The organism is Aquitalea sp. ASV15, assembly GCF_016429115.1.
In the GTDB taxonomy this organism is placed as follows: Bacteria; Pseudomonadota; Gammaproteobacteria; order Burkholderiales; family Chromobacteriaceae; genus Aquitalea; species Aquitalea magnusonii.
The window spans coordinates 1-20883 of record NZ_JAELTZ010000008.1; the positions used below are offsets into that span (position 1 = coordinate 1).

The window sequence follows — 20883 nt, forward strand, 5'->3', positions numbered from 1 at the left end:
ATGCCGTGCGCTGGCGCAGCAGGTGCTGGCGCTTTCCACCGTGACAGAAGTGCGCGCCCATCTGGCGCAACAGGCGCGTTAAGCGCAATGAAACCTGCCGTCCGGCTGGCCCGGACGGTGCTGGCCCCCGCCGCCCGGCGGCTGGGGGCATTACGCAGGAATCACTATCATGTTTGATCAATCCTTCGCTTTTCTGCAGAAAATCGGCAAATCGCTGATGCTGCCGGTAGCCGTATTGCCGGTAGCCGGCCTGCTGCTGGGCATTGGTGCCACCGACTTCCACACCCAAAGCACCGTGCTGCTGGCCATCCTGTCGCTGATGAAAAACGCCGGTGACGTGATTTTCGGCAATCTGCCGCTGATCTTTGCCGTGGGCGTGGCGCTGGGCTTTACCGAAAATGACGGCGTGGCCGCCATTGCCGCCACCATCGGCTTCCTGGTGATGACCACCACGCTGGGCGTGATGGCCGGGCTGCTGGGTGTGAAACCCGACACCATCATGGGCATGCCATCCATCCAGACCGGCGTGTTCGGCGGTATTCTGGCCGGTGGCCTGGCGGCTTACATGTTCAACAAGTACTACCGCATCAGCCTGCCGCAGTATCTGGGCTTTTTTGCCGGCAAGCGCTTTGTGCCCATCGTCACCGCCGTGGCCGCCATCGTGCTGGGTGCGGTGCTGTCCTTTGTCTGGCCGCCCATCGGTGGTGCCATCAAGTCCTTCTCGCAGTGGGCTGCCGTCAGCGATCCGCGTACCGCGGCCACCGTCTACGGCTTCGTCGAGCGTCTGCTGATTCCGTTTGGCCTGCACCACATCTGGAACGTGCCCTTCTTCTTTGAAATGGGCGATTTTGTCGATGCCAGCGGCAAGCACATCCACGGCGACATCAACCGCTTCTTTGCCGGTGACCCGACCGCAGGCGTGCTGTCCGGTGCCTTCCTGTTCAAGATGTTCGGCCTGCCGGCTGCTGCCATTGCCATCTGGCACACTGCCAAGCCGGAAAACCGGGTGAAAGTGGGCGGCATCATGATTTCCGCCGCGCTGACTTCCTTCCTGACCGGCATTACCGAGCCCATCGAATTTGCCTTCCTGTTCGTGGCCCCGGTGCTGTACTTCATCCATGCCTGCCTGGCGGCATCGGCCCAGTTTGTGGCCAATACGCTGGACATGCACATGGGCTTTACCTTCTCGCAGGGTGGCATCGACTTTTTGATGTTCAACCTGATCGGCAACAAGTCGCACCATGCCTGGTATGTGTTCATCCTCGGCCCGATCTATGCCGTCATCTATTACAGCGTGTTCCGCTTCGTCATCCTCAAGTTCAACCTGAAAACTCCGGGTCGTGAAGATGAAAGCAGCGAGGCTCAGGCCGCCGTCAGCGAAGACCAGCGCGCCCGCGCCCTGGTGCTGGCCTTTGGTGGTCGCAGCAACATCACCAATCTGGACGCCTGCATCACCCGTCTGCGTATTGCGGTGAAAAACCCGGCGCAGGTAGACCAGGCCAAGCTCAAGGCCATGGGTGCCTCTGGCGTGGTTCAGGTAGGCAGCGGCATTCAGGCCATCTTTGGCCCGCAGTCGGAAAACCTGAAAACCGATATGGAGATCTACCTGAAAACCGCCGGTGACGATGCCGAACTGCCTGCGGCAGCAGCAGCCAGTGCAGCCACTGCAACAGCCCATGCTCCGGCAGTAGTCAGCAGCGCCCCGGCCGATCCGCAAGTTGCCGCCACCGCCACCGCCGTGCTGGCCGCACTGGGTGGCCGTGGCAATGTGCAAAAGGTGGAGGCCATCGCCCATACCCGTCTGCGCGTCGAGCTGAAACAGGCGGCGGCCTTTGATCAGGCGGCCGCCCAGCAAGCCGGCGTGGTGGCCTGCGTACAGACCCAGCCGGGTGTATGGCATCTGGTGGTGGGTGAACAGGCCGCCGTACTGGCACAAGCCTTGCAGGGCTGATCAGCTTAGCCAGCAACAACAAGGGCTGCCACTGGCAGCCTCAGGCTGCTGCCACAGTAATTTGGTGCGATGGTATGGGACCCGGCAAAGCCGGGCCTTTCGATTCACTGCTTGATTCCGCAGCCTTCCCATCGATTCCCAATCCCCCCGCCCTTTCCTTGAAAGGGAGCCTCGCTTTCTCGCAAGAAAGCGAGATGCCACGTATCAACAATCAAAATGGCTGCCGATGGCAGCCATTTTTCATTGCGTGCGGAACAACGCCCGGCGGCTACAAGGCAAACAGCTGGCGCAGATGCCGGGCCACGCCGGACTCGACATTGCTGGCCACGGTTTGCGCCTGCGGCAGTTGCGATGCCAGGCGCGGGTGGGCATTGGCCATCACTCGCGGGTGGCCAGCTGTCTGCAGCAGCTCGATATCGTTCTGGCCATCGCCAAAGGCCAGACAATCGGCCGGGCTGATACCCAGCTCGTCCAGTACCAGCCGCAAGGCATGGCCTTTGGACACGCCAGGCGCCATCACTTCCAGACAGTTGTCCGCCGAGAAGGTGATATAGGCACGCTCACCCAAGGCCTGGTGCAGCCTGGCCTCCACCGTCAGCAAATGGGCATGGTCCGCAATATAGAGGACCTTGGCCACCCCTGCCCCATCATGCTGATGCAAGGGTGCAATGTGGTAATGCAGGCCGGAGTCGGCATGCAGGTCCAGCAGATACTGGTAGGGTTGGTCGATCAGCCAGGCATCGTCCAGATAGAAATTGAGGATGGTGCCGGCGGCAAATTCCGGCTGGGCAATCTGGCGCACGATGGCAGGGTCCAGATTGCTGCTGTGGATCAGGCGGTTGTCCGGGTCATGCACCCGTGCACCATTGGAGCTGATCAGATAGGCGGAAATCCCCAGCGCATCGCGAATGCCTTTTACATCCAGATAATGGCGGCCGGTGGCCAGGGCAAAGCGCAGGCCTTGCGCTTCCAGTTGTTGCAGGGTTTGCGCGGTGAGCGCGTTGACAGCGTGGTGTTCATCCAGCAGGGTGCCGTCCAGATCGGAGGCGATGAAACGGTACACGGCAAAACTCCGCTTGTAGTGGGAGCGGGTCATTTTACACCTGCCACCATGTAGCCGCAGGACTACACCGCAGCGGGCGCAGCAAAGCAAAAAGCCAAGCATTGAGCTTGGCTTTTGCAGGGATTCTGGTGGCCAGTCGCGGAATCGAACCACGGACACGCGGATTTTCAATCCGCTGCTCTACCAACTGAGCTAACTGGCCGTCTGACAGCTGCGGTGATTTGGTGGCCAGTCGCGGAATCGAACCACGGACACGCGGATTTTCAATCCGCTGCTCTACCAACTGAGCTAACTGGCCATCACTGCTACGCTTTCGCGTCATCAGAGCCACGCATTAAATCAGAGCCGCCATGCTGCGTCAAGATATTTTTCAAAAAGCCTGAAAAAGACGGCTGATTTTCGCGGCCGGCCGGCGCAGTGCTCAGTCAGCCGGGGCGTCGGCCTGCCGTGCCGGATGGGCGGCCGCAAAGGCCGGCAGGCTGGCCAGGGCGGCATCAACGCGCACAATGTGCGGATACGGCGTCAGCTCCAGCCCGAAACGCCGCGCGGCAAATACCTGCGGCACCAGGCAGGCATCCAGCAGGCCGGGGGCATCGCCACAGGCAAACGGCATAGGCTTAGCCGCCAATTGCTGTTCCAGTGGGGCAAAGCCCTTGGCTATCCAGTGACGTATCCATTGGGTTTTCTGCGCATCGTCCTGGCCCAGTTCGGTCTCCAGATACTTGAGCACACGGGCATTGTGCAGCGGGTGGATGTCGGCGCAGATGCTGAGTGCCAGCGCGCGCACGCGGGCGCGTTCGATCAGACCGGATGGCAACAGCGCCGGCGTAGCCGGATAGGCTTCGTCCAGATACTCGCAGATGGCCAGCGACTGGGTCAGCAACTGGCCATTATCCAGCAGCGCCGGCACCAGCCCTTGCGGGTTGAGTGCCAGATAGTCCGGAGCGCGCTGCTCGCCCTTGAGCAGGTTGACCGGCTGTTGCCGGTATTGCAGGCCTTTCAGATTCAGTGCAATGCGCACCCGGTAGGCCGCGCTGGAGCGGTAGTAGCCATACAGCACACGCTCAGTCATCGGCGGCTACCTGCTGGTCGATGCAGCCGAAAATGGAATGGCCCGCAGCATCCAGCATTTCGATACGGATGCGGTCGCCTGGCTGCATGAAAGGCGTGCGCGCCTCGCCGGTTTCGATGATCTCGATCATGCGCTGCTCGGCCAGACAGCAAGAGCCGGTGGCGCGGTCGTGATTGGAAATGGTGCCGGAACCGACAATCGAGCCGGCCGCCAGCGCGCGGGTCTTGGCCACATGTGCCACCAGCTGGGCGAAGTTGAACTGCATCTCCACCCCGCACTGTGGCTGGCCATACAGCTTGCCGTTGTATTCCACCCGTAGCGGCAGATGGACCTTGCTGTCCTGCCAGGCGTGGCCCAGTTCGTCCGGGGTGACTGCCACCGGCGAGAAGGCGGTGGCCGGCTTGCTCTGGAAGAAGCCAAAACCCTTGGCCAGCTCGGCCGGAATCAGGTTACGCAAGGTGACATCGTTTACCAGCATCAGCAGGCGGATATGCCCGGCGCAATCGTCAAGCTGGCTGCCCAGCGGCACATCGTCGGTAATCACCGCCACTTCACCTTCAAAATCCAGCCCCCAGCTGACATCGGCCAGCGGAATATCGGCATGCGGCGGCAAGAAGGTATCCGAGCCGCCCTGATACATCAGCGGGTCCTGGTAAAAGCTGGCCGGTACTTCGGCACCGCGCGCCTTGCGTACCAGCTCCACGTGATTGAGGTAGGCGCTGCCATCGGCCCATTGATAGGCACGCGGCAAGGGGCTGTGGCAGGCGGACTGGTCGAAGGCGACGGCACCGTTGACCGCCCCCTGGTTCAGCGCGGCATACACTTCCTGCAAGGCTGGTTGGCAGCGGCTCCAGTCATCCAGCGCAGCCTGCAGGCTGGCGGCGATATGCGGTACGGCGACGGCTTGGCTGAGGTCGCGGCTGACAACCATCAGCTGGCCATCGCGGGTGTGATTGCGGTAGGTGGCAAGTTTCATCGGTGTGCTTTCCTTGACGGGCGGTGTGGCGCGTCGCGCCGGCCGCCCGGTGATCTGGTTCAGGTCTTGGGCTTCCAGCTGTCGACATAGCCGGTCCACTCCACCGCAGGCAGGCCGGGGCCTTGCTCCAGCGCGCTGCGGGTATCAATCATCACCGCCACTTCGTCGGTGAATTTCTTCGGCTCGGTCATGGCCTTGGCAAAAGCCTTGGGATGCGGGCCATGGGTGAAGCCGGCCGGATGGAAGGTGAGCATGCCGGGCTTGATATTGTCGCGGCTGAAAAAGTCACCGGCATGGTAGAAGATGACTTCGTCGTAGTCGTCATTGTTGTGATAGAACGGCACCTTGAGCGCACCGGGGTCGGATTCGATGGGGCGCGGCACAAAGGTACACACCACAAAGCCATCCGCCACAAAGGTGCTGTGCGCCGAGGGCGGCAGGTGATAACGATGGCTCATCAGCGGGCGGATGTCGCGCCAGTTGATGCGCGCCACCGCGATATTGCCGTGCCAGCCGATGGCATCCAGCGGATTGAACGGATAGGTCACGGTGGACAGCGCATTCAGGCGCTTGATCACCACCTGCCACTCGTCCTCGGTCTGCTGCGCCTTGAAGGCATCGTCGATGGCCGGCACATCCAGCATGGCCTCATCGAAAATGGCATGCGGCCCCACCAGTCCCTTGTCCGGCAGCTGGTAAGCGCCATTGCTGGCCTCGATCAGCAGCATGGTGGTGGTGTCGGCCGGCTCGATACGCCAGCTGGTAGAGCGTGGAATCAGGATGTAATCGCCATCGCGATAGCTCAGGTGGCCGTAGTCGCAAAACAGCTCGCCGCTGCCGGCATGAATGAATAACAAATCATCGCCATCGCCATTGCGGAACAACTGGGTCATGGCCTGGCTGCAGGTCCAGATACGCAGCTGGCACTGGCTGTTGTGCAAGACCAGCGGGGCGGACCAGGGGGCTGCCACGTCCTTGGGCAGTTCGTTCAGGTCGAAGGCGCGCGGCTGGAGCGGCCCTTCCCAGGCCGACCAGCCGGTGGGCGGGTGCTTGTGATGCAGATGGGTGGCCGGGCCGAAAAAACCGCTGCGCCCGACTTCACGTTCATAAATGCCCTCGGCCGGCAGATCGGCATGGGCCTGACGGGAGATTGTCCCTTCCCGGTGCGGGAAACTTATCCATTTGCGCATGGGCCATTCCTTGCGCCTGTGGCGCGCCAGGCGCCGCAGGCTGTCGATTTAGCGGGGCGGCGCGCAGTAGCAGGCTGCGCGCCACGCAGTCACGGTGCGGATCAGTCGGCCTTCAGCACGCCACGGCGGATCTGGTCTTCTTCAATGGATTCAAACAAGGCGCGGAAGTTGCCCTCGCCAAAGCCCTCGTTGCCCTTGCGCTGGATGATTTCAAAGAAAATCGGCCCGATGACGGTTTCGGTAAAAATCTGCAACAGAATGCCGGCGCCTTCGACCGGCGCGCCATCGATCAGGATGCTGTTCTTGCGCAGGCGGGCCAGGTCCTCGCCATGGCCGGGCACGCGGCTGTCCACCTTGTCGTAGTAGGTGTCCGGGGTATCCAGGAAGCGGGTGCCAGCGGCTTTCAGCGTTTCCACCGTCTGGTAGATGTCGCGGGTGGTCAGCGCGATGTGCTGGATGCCTTCGCCATGGTATTCGCGCAGGAATTCCTCGATCTGGCTCTTGTCATCGGACGATTCGTTGATGGGAATGCGGATCTTGCCGCAGGGGCTGGTCATGGCCTTGGACACCAGGCCGGTGAGCTTGCCTTCGATATCGAAGTAGCGGATTTCACGGAAATTGCCGATGCCGGTGTAGAAATCCGCCCACTTGCCCATATTGCCGCGGAAAACATTGTGGGTCAGGTGGTCGATCTCGACCAGGCCGACACCCGCCGGGTGCTGCTCCACGCCCTCCAGCGGCAGGAAATCCACATCGTAGATATTGTGCGCCGGGCCGTAGCGATCGACAAAGTACAGTGCCGAGCCACCGATGCCTTCCACCGCGGGAATGTTCAGTTCCATCATGCCGATGGGTCGCACATAAGGCTTGGCACCGTGGGCCAGCGCATATTCATAGGCCCTGGCCGCATCCTTGACCCGCCAGGCCATGGCACAGGCGGAGGGGCCGTGCACCTTGCCAAATTCATTGGCGGGCTGGGTGGGTTCGCCATTCAGGATGAAATTGATGTCGCCCTGACGGTACAGGCTGACATTCTTGCTGCGATGGCGTGCGACCTCGATAAAACCCAGCGACAGGAACAGCTGGCGCAGATCGGCAATGCCTTCGGCAGTGGGGGCGGTGTACTCGACAAACTCGAAACCGTCGGTCGCCAGCGGGTTTTGCAGCAGTGCTTCCATTTTCATCTTTTCTCCTCTTTATCCATTGGCTGCGCGGACCTGGATCACAAGCCGGGCGCAATGGCTGATGTGCAATACGGCAAGGGTCACAACCGGCCGGGCACGGCAGCAGCAGTCAAGACAGGGGGACAATGGACAAAGCGGAGGAGATGGCGGCGCGTCGGCAAGTCGGCAGGCGGCACAGCGCAGGGCGGCTGTACAGGCAAACCGGCCGGCCGCAACGGGCCAGACCCGGCAGGTGCACGCAGTGGGGTGCGCCATGCCGTTGCGACAGCCGGGGCTGTCGTCTTTCCCTGGCGGCACGATTGTGTGTGTCTCACCGGGGGCTCTCCTCTATCTTTGCCGACATTATCCAGTGATCTCGCGCCACCGTGTAAAATGTCCGGGTTAGGCTATTTATTCTAGGGAAAACGCCTGGCAATTTTCTTGCAAACATTCCCCAGACAAACAATAACTAGAAATATAATTTCAAAAAATTCAAATCAGAGGAGTTTACATGCCAAGTCTTACGCTAGATAAGACAGACTTGCGCATCCTGTCGGAGCTGCAGCTCAACGGCAGGTTGACCAATGTGGAGCTTGCGGAAAGAGTGGCCCTTTCTCCCTCACCTTGCCTGAGACGTCTCAAGCAACTGGAGGAGTCCGGCGTCATCCGTCAATATGTCGCCCTGCTCGACCCGGCAAAAATCGGCCTCGGTTTGCAGGCCTATGTCCGTGTCGTGCTGGAGAAGCGTGGCAATACCCATGTGCAAAGTTTCATCGATGCCGTCCAGCGCTGGCCGGAAGTGATCAATTGCTTTGCAATGACCGGGGAAATGGACTACCTCTTGCAAGTTTATTTTGAAGATCTGGAACATTTCTCGCGCTTTGTCATGGATGAGCTGCTACAACAGCAAGGCGTGGAAGATGTGAAATCCAGCTTTGTCCTGAAAGAAATCAAGCGCACGACCTCGCTACCGCTCAGCCAGCTCCGCAGCCTGTGAGCCGGCCTGCCCGCCTGAAGCGCTGCGCCATCCGATATATCCTGGAGGAATAAGCAAAGGCCCCGGCATGAGCATGATCCGAAAACTGCACTCCCTGTCCCTGGCTGTTGCAATAATGTTGCACAGTACGGCATGGGCATTTTCGGTCACTTTCATTTCGCCGGGGCGCCATGACGAAGCGTATTGGCTCAGTGCAACGCGGGCCATGCAGGCGGCGGCACAGCAACTGGATATCCAGCTGGAAGTGCTGTACGCCGAACGCGATCCCTTGCAGATGGTCAAGCTGACCCGCACCGTCACCCTGCGCCGCCACAAACCGGACTACCTGCTGCTGGTCAACGAAAAACTGACCGGCCCCGCCCTGCTGTCGCTGGCGGAGCAGGCCGGCATCCCCTGCTTTCTCAGCTTCAACCAGCTCACCCCCACCCAGTTACGCAACAGCGGCCTGCCGCGGCAAAGGCTGAAACACTGGCTGGGCTCGCTGGCGCCGGACAATGCCACCGCCGGCACGCTCACCATGCAGGGACTGCTGAGCGAGGCCAGCCGGCACTTTCCCCCCGGCACGCCACTGCATGTGCTGATGATGGCCGGCGACCACGCCACCCCGGCCTCCAGCGAACGGGTGGCCGCCGCCCAGCGCGTGCTGGCGGCCCATCCGGAGGTGCGGCTGACGCAGCTGGTTTATGGCGAATGGGAACGCCAGCGCGCCTTGCAGCAGGGGCTGTGGCTGTTGCAACGCCATCCGCAGATCAATCTGGTGTGGGCAGCCAATGACGAAATGGCCTTCGGCCTGGAAGAAGCCATCCATCGCAGCGGCAAGCAAGCCGGCCGCGAGGTACTGCTCAGCGCCATCAACAACTCACAGCAAGCCATGGTCGAACGCCAGCAAGGACGGCTCAGCGCCCTGGCCGCCGGCCATTTCATGACCGGGGCCTGGAGCCTGGTGCTGCTGTACGACTATCAACACGGCCGCGACTTCGCCAGCGAAGGCCTGCAGCTGCAACCGGCCATGTTCAGCAGCATTTCCGCGCCACAAGCCCTGCACTTTCAGCATCGATTTGCCGATAATGATTTCAGCAGCATCCGTTTCAGACAGTTCAGCAAATTTGCCAATCCAGCCCTGCAGCACTACGCCTTTCGCTTCAACATGGTGCTGGACTAGCCGCTGCTGGCGCGATGCGTACTAGCGCACGCGTGTTGGCCACCTTGCACCACGGACGCAATGCCTTTTTGTGAGCCGCTCTTAACAAACTCTGCCGTGCCGCATCGCGCTAACAGGCCATAGGAGCTGGCATATGCCAACCCGCAGACTCACCCGCCAGCTGATCTGGCAGCTGCTGCTGTATACCTTGCTGTTCGGGGCTGTGGTGACCGGCCTGAAAGCCGCCCTGGTCTGGCGCAACGGTCAGCAGCAGATGGATGCGATACCGGCCACGGTATCGCGCCTCTACCTGCCGTTGCTCAGCCAGAGTGCCTGGGATGTGGATATTCCGGCCATCCAGCTGCAGTTACGGCTGATCGCGCAGATTCCCGGCGTGCAGAGTGTGGTCCTGCGCACCGAGCTGGGCCAGTCGCTGCGCTATGACAACCCGGAACAGGGCGGGCCGGATAATAGCGGCCAATACCAGCTGCCCCTGTACTCGCCACACAGCATGGAGGCAATTGGCAGCCTGCAGCTGACCGTTTCCCGCCAGCACATCTACAGCGCCATGCGCCAGGAAGTGGCCAGCGCCACCCTGGCCTTCCTGCTGGGCTTCTTCGGCCTGGCCCTGCTGCTGTGGCTGCTGTTCAACCGCCGGCTGGTGCGCCCGCTGCAAGGCATGGCGGAAATCGTGCGCAACTATCAGCCCGGCATGCAGCTGCCACCGCTACTGCCCGGCCAGCAGCATGGCCAGATCGACAATGAGCTGAGCGAACTGGCGCTGGCCTTCCGCAGCATGAGCAACAATATCAGCCACTACCTGCAGGAAAGGCAGCGGATCGAAAACGAACTGGCCAGCCATCGCGACCAGCTGGCCGGCCTGGTGACCGCACGCACGCGCGAGCTCAAGCAGCTGCTCAGCTTTCAGCAGCTGATTGCCGGCATTTCCACCCGCTTCATCAATATTCCGCTGCATGACATCGATCAGGCCACACAGATGGCACTGGGCGAGATCGGACACTTCATGCAGGTAGAGCGCTGTTATCTGATCAGCTTTGCCGATGACTGGCTGGTCAATACCGTGCACGAATGGTGCGCTTCCGGCATCCCGCCCACCACCCACGCCCTGCAAGGCCAGAGCATGCTGCAGCGCAGCTGGGCCTGTCAGCAATTGCAGGAGCATGGCCTGCTGTCAGTGGATACGCTGGCTGCGCTGCCCGAGCAGGCCGTGCTGGAGCGCCAGGAACTGGAAGAACACGGGGTACAAAGCCTGTTCATGCTGCGCATCGATCACATGGGCCGCCCGGTGGGGCTGTTCGGCTGCGACATGGTGAGCCACCCGCGCCAGTGGCTGGGCAAGGAACAGCAGCAGGCGCGCCTGCTGGGTGAAACGCTGGCCAATACCATCATCCGCCGCCAGCAGCTGCAGGCACTGGGCCTGGCTCAGCAGCAGCTGCACGCCGCCAATGCCGACCTGGCGCGCATGGCCTTCAGCGATGGCCTGACCGGCATTGCCAACCGGCGCCATTTCGACGAGCAGCTCGCCCTGTGCGTCCGCGAGGCGCGCGACCAAGGCAAGGCGCTGAGCGTCTTGCAGATCGACATCGATTTTTTCAAGCAATTCAATGACAGCTATGGCCACCTCGCCGGCGACCAGTGCCTGCGCCAGGTGGCGCTCTGCATACAGTCACAGCTCCCCGCCGCCACCGATCTGGTGGCGCGGGTAGGCGGCGAGGAATTCGCCGTGCTGTTGCCGGGCTACCAGGCCACGGCGGCGGCCACGCTGGCAGAAGCCATCCGCCAGGCCGTCTGGCAGCTGGCCATTGCCCATGGTCGCAGCAGTGCCGGCGACCGGGTCACCATCAGCATCGGCGTGGCCAGCCTGCAGGGACCGCCACAGTCCGAACACCAGCTGATGCGCGATGCCGACAAGGCGCTGTATCTGGCCAAGCACCGGGGGCGCAACCGGGTGGAAACGGCCGGCGCCCATGCGGCAACACCGCACAGCGGTTGATCTGCGGCGTCGCCCGACCATGCAAAAAGCCCGGCAATGCCGGGCTTTCTCATGATGGCATGCTAGCGCTTACAAACCCAGTCGCTGCCATACGGTGGACACCAGGCCCGCCTGGTTCAGGGTGTAGAAGTGCAGGCCCGGCGCGCCATTGGCCAGCAGACGGTCGCACAGCTCGGTCACCACATCCAGCCCCAGGGCGCGGATGGAGGCCGTGTCGTCATAGTAGGACTGCATGCGCTGACGCAGCCAGCGCGGCACTTCGGCCCCGCACATGTCGGAGAAGCGGCACAGCTGGCCAAAGTTGGCAATCGGCATGATGCCCGGCACGATGGGGATGTCCACACCACGCGCCTGCGCCTCGTCGACAAAGCGGAAGTAGGCATCGGCATTGAAGAAATACTGGGTCATGGCCGAGTTGGCACCGGCTTTGACCTTGCGCACGAAATTGTTCAGGTCGTCCTCGGCCGACTTGGCCTGCGGATGGAATTCCGGATAGGCCGCCACTTCGATATGGAAATGGTCGCCATGCTCGCTGCGGATGAACTCGACCAACTCGTTGGCATAGCGGAATTCACCAGCGGCCACCATGCCGGACGGCATGTCACCACGCAGCGCCACGATGTGACGGATGCCGTGATTGCGGTATTCGTTGAGGATGGCGCTGATGTTTTCCCGCGTCGAGCCGATGCAGGACAGATGCGGCGCGGCGGCATGGCCTTCGCTGCGGATTTCCAGCACGGTGGACAGGGTGCCATCGCGGGTGGTGCCGCCAGCACCGAAGGTCACCGAGAAAAACTGCGGCTTGAACTGCGCCAGCTGCTGGCGCGTGGTACGCAGCTTGGCCACGCCTTCGGGGGTCTTGGGCGGGAAAAACTCGAAGCTGAAGGTTTTTTTCTGTTGGTTCATGATCGTCTCTGTCCCTGCTCGGAGCGGCAGGCTTTGTTTTTATACTGCAGCGTGTCAAAGCGGTAGCAGCCCGCGGATAGAAAAACGGACAGGTGCATTCTACCCTGCCCTGTCCGTTTGCCTTACAGCCCGCTATCAATAACGATAGTGCGCCGGCTTATAAGGACCCTGCTTGGGCACGCTGATATAAGCAGCCTGCTCGTCGGTCAGCTCGGTCAGGTTGGCACCGATACGCTTCAGGTGCAGGCGGGCCACTTTTTCGTCCAGATGCTTGGGCAGCACATAGACTTCCTTGCCGTACTTTTCACCGTGCTGGAAGATTTCCATCTGCGCCAGCACCTGGTTGGTGAAGGAGTTGGACATCACGAAGCTGGGGTGGCCGGTGGCGCAGCCCAGGTTCACCAGGCGGCCTTCGGCCAGCAGGATGATGCGCTTGGCCGGTTCATTACCCTGAGCCGGGAAGATGATGTGATCCACCTGCGGCTTGATGTTGTCCCACTGGTATTGGCGCAGGCTGGCGACTTCGATTTCGCTGTCGAAGTGGCCGATATTGCACACGATGGCGTTGTTGCGCATCTTGACCATGTGATCATGGGTGATCACCGACACATTGCCGGTGGTGGTGACGAAGATGTCGCCCTGGTCGGCCACATCATCCATGCGTACCACGCGGTAGCCTTCCATCGCGGCTTGCAGCGCGCAGATCGGGTCCACTTCGGTCACCCACACGGTGGCACCCAGGCCACGCAGGCTCTGGGCGCAGCCCTTGCCCACATCACCGTAACCCAATACCACGGCCACTTTGCCGGCGATCATCACGTCGGTGGCGCGCTTGATGCCATCCACCAGCGATTCGCGGCAGCCGTACAGATTGTCGAACTTGGACTTGGTGACCGAGTCGTTGACGTTGAAAGCCGGGAACGGCAGGCGGCCTTCCTTTTGCATCTGGTACAGGCGATGCACACCGGTGGTGGTTTCTTCGGTGACGCCCTTGATATGCGGCAGACGCTTGGAGTACCAGTGCGGGTCCACTTCCAGATAACGGGCAATGGCGGCAAACAGCGCGGTTTCTTCTTCATTGGCCGGGTGGCTGATCACGCTGCGATCCTGTTCGGCCTTGCTGCCCAGCATCAGCAGCAAGGTGGCGTCGCCGCCATCGTCCAGAATCATGTTGGCTTCCTGACCCTCAGGCCATTCGAAGATCTTGTGGGAGAACTCCCAGTACTCGTCCAGGCTCTCGCCCTTGAAGGCAAACACCGGGATATTGGCCGCGGCAATGGCAGCAGCGGCGTGGTCTTGCGTGGAGAAGATATTGCAGGAAGCCCAGCGTACATCGGCACCCAGTGCCACCAGGGTTTCGATCAGCACCCCAGTCTGGATGGTCATGTGCAGCGAACCGGCGATGCGCGCACCACGCAGCGGCTTCTGGTGCGCGAATTCTTCGCGCAGCGCCATCAGTCCGGGCATTTCGGTTTCGGCGATTGCCAGTTCCTTGCGCCCCCAGGCGGCAAGGTTGATGTCGGCGACATGGAAATCGGTGAATTCAGCCATCGTGCAAAGTCCTTTTACACGCCGGCCAGAACGCGGCTCACCCGCTATTCCGGCTTCGGCACGGAGTTTAGTCAGGTGAGCGCCGTTTGCAAGAAGCCCGAGCCTGGGGATGAACCTCGCAGCGCTCCTCGGGAGTGCCGTAATTATACCTAGAGACGTAAAAATGTGGATGAAACTTCGCTGACAGGGGTTACACTTCAACATTGCCATCAGCATAGTCATATTGCATAGAGAAGCGCATGTCCTTTGTATTCACCACCATTTCAGCGACTGCCGGCCTGGCTGCACTGAGTGCTGCCACCATCGGCATCCTGGCTTGGGAGCGACGCCAGGTGACGGGCGCGCGCTGGCTGGCCTGGCTGATGCTGGCAGTGACGATATGGGCCGGCAGTGCCATGCTGGAATTGTCCTCTTCCATGCTGCGCGAGAAAATTTTCTGGTCCAAGCTGGAATACCTCGGCACTCTCAGCGCGCCAGTGTTGTTTTTCCTGCTGGCCGCCGACTACAACCAGCTGGACAAGGCACTGCGCCTGCGCAGCATCGCCATGCTGTTCCTCATCCCCCTGCTCAGTCTGGCGCTGGCCATCAGCAATGAACGGCACGGCCTGATCTGGAGCAGTTATCAGCCTTCACCATCTGGCTATAATTTGCTGATTTTCAACCACGGCCCCTTGTTCTGGCTGCTGGTCGCCGGCTATTCCTATCTGATGATGCTGCTGGGCTCCTTGCTGTTGCTGCGGACCCTGCACTTTTACCCTCCCCATTACCGTGGCCAGTCGCTGATCCTGATGCTGGGCGCCATCGTTCCCTGGGCTGGCAATCTGCTTTATCTGTCCGGCAACATCCCTTTGCGCGGGCTGGACCCCACCCCCTTGTGCTTTGCCATCACCGGCATGGTGTTTGCCTTTGACCTGCTTTATCTGCGCATGCTGTATGTCGTGCCCATTGCCCGTGGCAATGCCTTCAATGCCATGGGGGATGGCATCGTGGTGATTGACCCCAACAAGACCGTGCTCGATATCAACCCGGCGGCGGCCAACCTGTTTGGCAAGCCAGCCGCCGTACTGTGCGGCCAGCCATTGCAGATTGCCGCACTGCTTGCGGTCGCCGATCAGGATGGGGCCCATCAGGTGGAACTGAATGGCCCGGGCTCACGCGCCATTCTGGAAGTACGCGCCTTTCCCATCCGGGAGTCGGGGGTCACCCTGGGTGGCCGCATGCTGGTGCTGCGCGACATTTCGCGCCAGCGCCGCGCCGAGGAAGCCTTGCATCAGGCTTATATGCAACTGAAAAACCGCATCGATGAAATCGAAACCCTGCAGGACACCCTGCGCGAACAGGCCCTGCACGACCCGCTGACCGGACTTTACAACCGTCGCTATCTGGAGGAGACGCTCAGCCGGGAAATCAGCCGGGCCGAACGCGAACAACAGCCGCTGACCTTTGCCCTGATCGATCTGGACAATTTCAAAGGGGTGAATGATCGCTACGGCCACATGGCCGGCGATCAGGTACTGTGTGCGCTGGCCGACCTGCTGCGCCGCCATTGTCGTCAGGCCGATATCGTTTGCCGGCTGGGGGGCGAGGAATTCATCGTGGTACTGCCTGCGGCTGATCAACGCAATGGCTGGATGCGGCTGGAAATGCTACGCCGCCGTTTTTCCGATTTGCGCTACAGGGTGGAAGGAGTGGAATTTTCGTCCACCTTCTCCTGTGGCATTGCCTGCTACCCCAGTGATGGCAATAGTTTCGCCAAACTTTACCAGCTGGCGGACATGGCCTTGTACGAAGCCAAGGCTCATGGCAAAAACCAGGTCAGGCTGCATGGCAATCCGCTGCAGGAGCTGACCGACATTCCCTTGCTGCAAGCCCACATGGTCAGCAAGGAACCATAAAAAAGCCGGGAACGCGTCCCGGCTTGGCATGGTACAGCAGTGGCCTTACTTGACGATGCGCAAGCTGGGCCGACCACTGGGCCGCGGTGCAGCGGCATCCTCTGCCTTGCCCGCGGCCGGCTCGGTTTCGCTGGCGGCGACCGGAGACAGCGCCGGAGCCGGTGCCGGTGCCGGCGTCGCCGCCGCACTGCCCAGCTCGACCTCGAAGCCCATCCCTTCGCCGGTTTCGCGGGCGAAAATGGACATCACATTGCCGACAGGCACCCAGATATCACGCGACACCCCGGCAAACCGCGCGGAAAACGACACCCATTCGTTGTCGATACGCAGGTTCTGGGTGGCCCCGGCTGCAATATTCAACACGATTTCGTTATTCTTCACATACTCGCGCGGGACATCGGCGTGCTCGTCCACCCACACCACCAGAAACGGCGTATGGCCATTATCCGTGCACCATTCATACAGGGCACGGATCATGTAAGGCTTGGTGCTGGCGCTCATGGTCATTCCTTACTTGCGCATGGCCTTTTCGGACGGGGTCAGCGAGTCAATGAAAGACTGGCGCTGGAAAATGCGTTCCGCGTACTTGAGGATGGGCGCAGCATGCTTGCCCAGGTCGATATTGTAATGCTCCAGGCGCCACATCAGCGGGGCGATGGCCACGTCGATCATGGAGAAGTCATCGCCCAGCATGAACTTCTGCTTGGCAAATACCGGGGCAATGGTGGTCAGGCCGTCACGGATGGCTTCACGGGCCTTGGTGGCTTCCTTGCCGGTTGCGCCTGCTTCCAGCACCTTCACATTGCAGAACAGCTCGTTCTCGAAACGGTGCAGGAACAGGCGGGCACGGGCACGCATCACCGGATCGGCCGGCATCAGCTGCGGGTGCGGGAAACGCTCATCGATGTATTCATTGATGATGTTGGATTCGTGCAGGATCAGGTCGCGCTCTACCAGTACCGGCACTTCGTTGTAGGGATTCATCACAGCCAGATCTTCCGGCTTGTTGTGAATGTCCACATCGATGATCTCGAAATCCATTCCCTTTTCATACAACACGATACGGCAACGTTGGCTGAAGGGGCAGGTAATTCCAGAATAAAGAGTCATCATGGCTAGCGGATATCCTTGACAGAGGCAATCATTTTCGATCGAAGCGGTGATTTTACCATTTTCAGGCAGGCAATTTCCACAACTACATCGCAAAGCCATGATTACAAAAGAAAAAAGGCGGAAATTTCCGCCTTTTTCGTCATGCAGCAGCCGGGCTTAATGCACGTCTTTCCAGTATTCCTTCTTCAGGAAGTAGGTCAGCGGCAACAGCAGCAGGCCCAGGAACATCAGTACCACATAGCCGATCTGGTGACGCTTGACTTGTGCCGGCTCGCCGATGAAGACCAGGTAGTTGGTCAGGTCAGCCATGCGCTTGTCAAACTCCACGGTATTGGCCTTGCCGTTTTCCAGCTTGGTCAGGCTACCGGCCTTGACCAGTTCGAGCTTGTGCTCTTCATGGCCAGCGGCGTTCTTCTCGATCTTCAGTACCTGCTCGCCCTGCATTTCCCACAGCACATGCGGCATGCCGACCTTGTCGAACACCAGGTTGTTCCAGCCGGTAGGACGAGTCGGATCACGGTAGAAGCCACGCAGATAGGCGTACAGGTAGTCAGCACCACGCGAACGCGCAATCAGCGACAGGTCCGGCGGTGCCGCACCCAGCCATACCTTGGCATCCTTCTTGTCCATGCTGATGTTCATCTGGTCGCCGATCTTGGCGCCGTCAGGCAGCAAGTTGGCCTTGATCTGCTCTTCGGACAGGCCGATGTCTTCCAGACGGTTGTAGCGCATGGCGCTGGCCGAGTGGCAGGACAGGCAGTAGTTACTGAAGATCTGCGCGCCGCGCTGCAGACTTTCCGTGTCCTGAATGTCGATCGGCGCCTTTTCCAGCGTCGGGCCTTCATTGGCCAGAACCGTGCCGCTGACCGGCAACACCAGCGCCATGGCAGCGATCAGGTGGCGGATTTTGCTTTTCATATGTCCTTTCCCCTTGCTTACACGTTGGTGCCGAACAGATAGGCCGCGATGATCGTCACCGCCACCAGCACCAGGAACTGCAACTGGCGCTTGCCATTGGTCTCCGTCACGCGGGTCGGTACCGGTACCGAGCCGACATCGTTCTTGGTGTAGAACGGCATACCCAGGAAGAAGGCAAAGTAGATGAACGAAAGAATCTGCGAAATCAGGGTACGGCCAGCCGTCGGCGGCATGGCGCCCAGCATGCCCAGACCGATGAAGGCGATGATGAACAAGACCAGCATGAACTTGAACTTCGGACCGCGATAACGGATGGACTTGACCGGCGAACGATCCAGCCACGGCAGGAAGGCAATCACCACCACCGCAGCGCCCATGCCGATCACACCCCATACCTGGGTACCCAGGAAGGACGGAATGGCACGCAGAATGGCGTAGAACGGGGTGAAGTACCATACCGGCGCGATGTGCGGCGGGGTCTTCAGCGGGTCAGCCTGGTCGAAGTTGGGATGCTCGAGGAAGTAGCCACCCATTTCCGGCAGGAAGAACACGATGGCGGAGAACACGATCAGGAACACGGCCACACCGAAGATATCCTTCACGGTGTAGTAGGGATGGAAAGGAATGCCATCCAGCGGGATGCCCTTTTCGTCCTTCAGTTTCTTGATTTCCACGCCGTCCGGGTTGTTGGAACCCACTTCGTGCAAGGCAATCAGGTGAGCCACCACCAGGGCCAGCAGCACCAGCGGCACAGCAATCACGTGCAGGGCGAAGAAGCGGTTCAGCGTGGCATCGGATACCACGAAGTCACCACGAATCCACACCGACAGGTCCGGACCGATGACCGGGATGGAACCGAACAGGTTCACGATCACCTGTGCGCCCCAGAAGGACATCTGGCCCCAGGGCAGCAGGTAACCCATGAAGGCTTCGGCCATCAGGCACAGGAAGATCAGGCAGCCAAACACCCACACCAGCTCGCGCGGCTGCTTGTAGGAGCCATAGATCAGGCCACGGAACATGTGCAGGTAAACCACCACGAAGAACATGGAGGCACCGGTGGAGTGCATGTAGCGGATGATCCAGCCACCGGCCACATCACGCATGATGTATTCCACCGAGGCGAATGCCACCGGAATGCCGGCACCATTGAGCGTGCCATCCGGCTTGTAGTTCATGGTGAGGAAGATACCGGTCACGATCTGGATAACCAGCACCAGCATGGCCAGCGAGCCGAAGAAGTACCAGAAATTGAAGTTCTTCGGTGCGTAGTACTCGGTAACGTGCTCTTTCAGCATCGACGACAGCGGGAAGCGATCGTCAATCCAGTTCAGCAGCTTTTGTCCTTTGCTCATTTTTCCCCCTAAGCTTATTTGTCGTCGCCAATCAGCAGGCGGGTATCGGACAGATACTTATGCGGCGGGATTTCCAGGTTCTTCGGAGCCGGCACACCCTTGAACACACGGGCAGCCAGGTCGAACTTGGAACCATGACACGGGCAGTAGAAGCCACCCAGCCATTCCGGGCCCAGATCGGCAGGTGCCAGATCAGGACGGAAGGTCGGCGAACAGCCCAGGTGGGTACAGATACCCACGGCCACCAGCAGTTCAGGCTTGATGGAGCGGCCTTCGTTCTGGCAGTACTTGGGTTGTTGGTCTACTTCGGACTTGGGGTCCACCAGCTTGGGGTCGTTCTTCGGCAGGTCGGCAACTTGCTGCTTGGTACGGGACAACAGCCATACCGGCTTGCCACGCCACTCGACGTTGATCTTCTGGCCCGGCTCCAGCTTGCTGATATCCACCTCAACCGGTGCGCCAGCAGCCTTTGCCCGTTCAGACGGGAAGAAACTCATCAGAAACGGCGTTGCCACCCCGGCAACGGCCACACCCCCAACAGCGCTGGTTGCTACCGTCAGAAACCGACGGCGCCCCGTATCGACTTGTTGTTCACTCATTACAGTCATCCTCAAACGTGGAAACCGAGCTCAAACTTCAAACCAGACGATTTTACCTGATTACCAGTAGGGACATGAAGCGCCTATGCAAATAAATTGAGCCAGGTTGGGTAGATTTGTCTAAACCGGATTGAAAAGATCGACAAATTCAACAGTTATGCCGGGTAAATGAGAAACCTTCTCGCCCAGCGCCTGCACGCCGTAGCGCTCGGTTACATGGTGCCCGGCGGCAATGAATGCCACGCCATACTCGTTGGCCAGATGGAAACATTGCTCCGAGACTTCGCCGGTGACAAATGCATCAACACCGAGCCGGATGGCTTCCTGAAAAAAAGACTGCGCCCCTCCCGTACACCAGGCCAGCCGGCGCACCGGCCGCTCGGCCGGGCCCAGCAGCATGGCCTGCCGGCCGAGGCTGAGCGAAATGGCCTCGGCCAGCTCTGCTGCCGTGGCAGCCGCCGGCCAGCGGCCATGCCATAACAATCCCTGCTCCCCCGTCTGTCCCTCGACCTGCCAGCCCAGTCGCTTGGCGAGCGTGGCGTTATTGCCCAGTTCTGCATGCCCATCCAGTGGCAGATGGTAAGCGATCAGGCTGATGTCATGCTGCAACAGTTTGGCCACGCGCGCACGCTTCATGCCCACCAGCCGGGCATCCTCTCCCTTCCAGAAATAGCCGTGATGCACCAGGATGGCATCGGCGCGGCGGGCAATCGCCACATCAATCAGTGCTTGTGAGGCAGTCACTCCCGTGATGATATGCCGTACCTCTGCCCTGCCCTCTATTTGCAAACCATTGGGCGCGTAGTCCTGATAGCGCCATGGCTCCAGCCATTCATCGATGCTGGCAATCAATTGCGGTAATTGCATGATCCGTCCTTGCGAAATGAGCTGCCGCCTATTGTGCCAGAGAAGCCAGCGGCACCCCGTCATCGTGCAGAAAAACAAAAACCCCGCACAAGTGCGGGGTTTTCAGGTTCAG

General features: G+C 60.4%; 18 protein-coding genes, 2 tRNA genes and 1 riboswitch. Of the genes, 5 read left to right on the forward strand and 15 right to left on the reverse strand.

The window, feature by feature from the left end:
• Window positions 1-169: 169 nt before the first annotated feature.
• Window positions 170-1951 carry a PTS glucose transporter subunit IIBC gene (ptsG, locus tag JHD64_RS05070; protein WP_199052477.1) on the forward strand — a complete coding sequence of 594 codons (1782 nt, stop codon included), beginning with the start codon at window positions 170-172 and terminating at the stop codon, window positions 1949-1951.
• A gap of 268 nt (window positions 1952-2219) precedes the next feature.
• Here ptsG and JHD64_RS05075 read toward each other — a convergent pair whose 3' ends face one another.
• From JHD64_RS05075 to hppD, 7 genes are all read right to left on the reverse strand, one after another.
• The gene (locus JHD64_RS05075; RefSeq protein ID WP_199052478.1) at window positions 2220-3047 is read right to left on the reverse strand and encodes a Cof-type HAD-IIB family hydrolase; all 828 of its coding nucleotides are present in this window, start codon (window positions 3045-3047) and stop codon (window positions 2220-2222) included.
• A 93-nt stretch (window positions 3048-3140) separates the two neighbouring features.
• Window positions 3141-3216 (reverse strand) — tRNA-Phe (locus JHD64_RS05080).
• Between the two features lie 20 nt (window positions 3217-3236).
• A tRNA-Phe gene (locus tag JHD64_RS05085) sits at window positions 3237-3312 on the reverse strand.
• A gap of 123 nt (window positions 3313-3435) precedes the next feature.
• A complete protein-coding gene (gene maiA / locus JHD64_RS05090; RefSeq protein ID WP_199052479.1) occupies window positions 3436-4086 on the reverse strand; it encodes a maleylacetoacetate isomerase in 651 nt (216 codons plus the stop codon).
• A complete protein-coding gene (locus tag JHD64_RS05095; protein WP_199052480.1) occupies window positions 4079-5062 on the reverse strand; it encodes a fumarylacetoacetate hydrolase family protein in 984 nt (327 codons plus the stop codon). Before JHD64_RS05095 ends, maiA begins: the two co-directional genes overlap by 8 nt.
• Window positions 5063-5121: 59 nt before the next feature.
• Window positions 5122-6252, reverse strand: coding sequence for a homogentisate 1,2-dioxygenase (locus JHD64_RS05100; RefSeq protein ID WP_199052481.1), 1131 nt, complete (start codon window positions 6250-6252; stop codon window positions 5122-5124).
• A gap of 101 nt (window positions 6253-6353) precedes the next feature.
• Window positions 6354-7436, reverse strand: coding sequence for a 4-hydroxyphenylpyruvate dioxygenase (gene hppD, locus JHD64_RS05105; RefSeq protein WP_199052482.1), 1083 nt, complete (start codon window positions 7434-7436; stop codon window positions 6354-6356).
• 490 nt (window positions 7437-7926) lie between these two features.
• Here hppD and JHD64_RS05110 point away from each other — a divergent pair, with 490 nt between their 5' ends.
• The 3 genes from JHD64_RS05110 (at window position 7927) to JHD64_RS05120 (ending at window position 11567) form a co-directional block, all read left to right on the forward strand.
• A complete protein-coding gene (locus JHD64_RS05110) occupies window positions 7927-8412 on the forward strand; it encodes an Lrp/AsnC family transcriptional regulator (RefSeq protein WP_089085887.1) in 486 nt (161 codons plus the stop codon).
• 67 nt (window positions 8413-8479) lie between these two features.
• Window positions 8480-9574 (forward strand): ABC transporter substrate-binding protein, encoded by a 1095-nt coding sequence (locus JHD64_RS05115; protein ID WP_199052483.1) that lies wholly within the window; start codon window positions 8480-8482, stop codon window positions 9572-9574.
• A gap of 133 nt (window positions 9575-9707) precedes the next feature.
• The gene (locus tag JHD64_RS05120) at window positions 9708-11567 is read left to right on the forward strand and encodes a GGDEF domain-containing protein (RefSeq protein WP_199052484.1); all 1860 of its coding nucleotides are present in this window, start codon (window positions 9708-9710) and stop codon (window positions 11565-11567) included.
• 69 nt (window positions 11568-11636) lie between these two features.
• Here the strand turns inward: JHD64_RS05120 and metF are convergent, their stop codons facing one another.
• Both metF and ahcY read right to left on the reverse strand, forming a co-directional pair.
• Window positions 11637-12473 (reverse strand): methylenetetrahydrofolate reductase [NAD(P)H], encoded by an 837-nt coding sequence (gene metF, locus JHD64_RS05125; RefSeq protein ID WP_059284732.1) that lies wholly within the window; start codon window positions 12471-12473, stop codon window positions 11637-11639.
• A 135-nt stretch (window positions 12474-12608) separates the two neighbouring features.
• Window positions 12609-14024, reverse strand: a complete 1416-nt coding sequence (gene ahcY, locus JHD64_RS05130; RefSeq protein ID WP_059284733.1) for an adenosylhomocysteinase — start codon at window positions 14022-14024, stop codon at window positions 12609-12611.
• 70 nt (window positions 14025-14094) lie between these two features.
• Window positions 14095-14159: riboswitch (S-adenosyl-L-homocysteine riboswitch) on the reverse strand.
• A 104-nt stretch (window positions 14160-14263) separates the two neighbouring features.
• Between ahcY and JHD64_RS05135 the strand changes: the two genes are divergently transcribed.
• Complete coding sequence (locus JHD64_RS05135) at window positions 14264-15919, forward strand: histidine kinase N-terminal 7TM domain-containing protein (protein WP_199052485.1); 1656 nt, start codon at window positions 14264-14266, stop codon at window positions 15917-15919.
• A gap of 45 nt (window positions 15920-15964) precedes the next feature.
• Here JHD64_RS05135 and JHD64_RS05140 read toward each other — a convergent pair whose 3' ends face one another.
• The 6 genes from JHD64_RS05140 to JHD64_RS05165 all read right to left on the reverse strand — a co-directional run bounded on the left by JHD64_RS05140 (window position 15965) and on the right by JHD64_RS05165 (window position 20771).
• Entirely contained in the window at window positions 15965-16420 is a 456-nt protein-coding gene (locus JHD64_RS05140) for a ClpXP protease specificity-enhancing factor (protein WP_199052486.1), read from the reverse strand.
• A gap of 9 nt (window positions 16421-16429) precedes the next feature.
• Complete coding sequence (locus JHD64_RS05145) at window positions 16430-17032, reverse strand: glutathione S-transferase N-terminal domain-containing protein (protein ID WP_082693274.1); 603 nt, start codon at window positions 17030-17032, stop codon at window positions 16430-16432.
• A 156-nt stretch (window positions 17033-17188) separates the two neighbouring features.
• Window positions 17189-17950, reverse strand: a complete 762-nt coding sequence (locus tag JHD64_RS05150; protein WP_199052487.1) for a cytochrome c1 — start codon at window positions 17948-17950, stop codon at window positions 17189-17191.
• Between the two features lie 17 nt (window positions 17951-17967).
• Window positions 17968-19305: a cytochrome bc complex cytochrome b subunit gene (locus JHD64_RS05155; RefSeq protein ID WP_110313125.1), complete on the reverse strand. Its 1338-nt coding sequence runs from the start codon at window positions 19303-19305 to the stop codon at window positions 17968-17970.
• Window positions 19306-19319: 14 nt separating this feature from the next.
• Window positions 19320-19904, reverse strand: a complete 585-nt coding sequence (petA, locus tag JHD64_RS05160; protein ID WP_059284737.1) for a ubiquinol-cytochrome c reductase iron-sulfur subunit — start codon at window positions 19902-19904, stop codon at window positions 19320-19322.
• A 120-nt stretch (window positions 19905-20024) separates the two neighbouring features.
• Window positions 20025-20771 (reverse strand): Nif3-like dinuclear metal center hexameric protein, encoded by a 747-nt coding sequence (locus JHD64_RS05165; protein ID WP_199052488.1) that lies wholly within the window; start codon window positions 20769-20771, stop codon window positions 20025-20027.
• Window positions 20772-20883 lie beyond the last annotated feature (112 nt).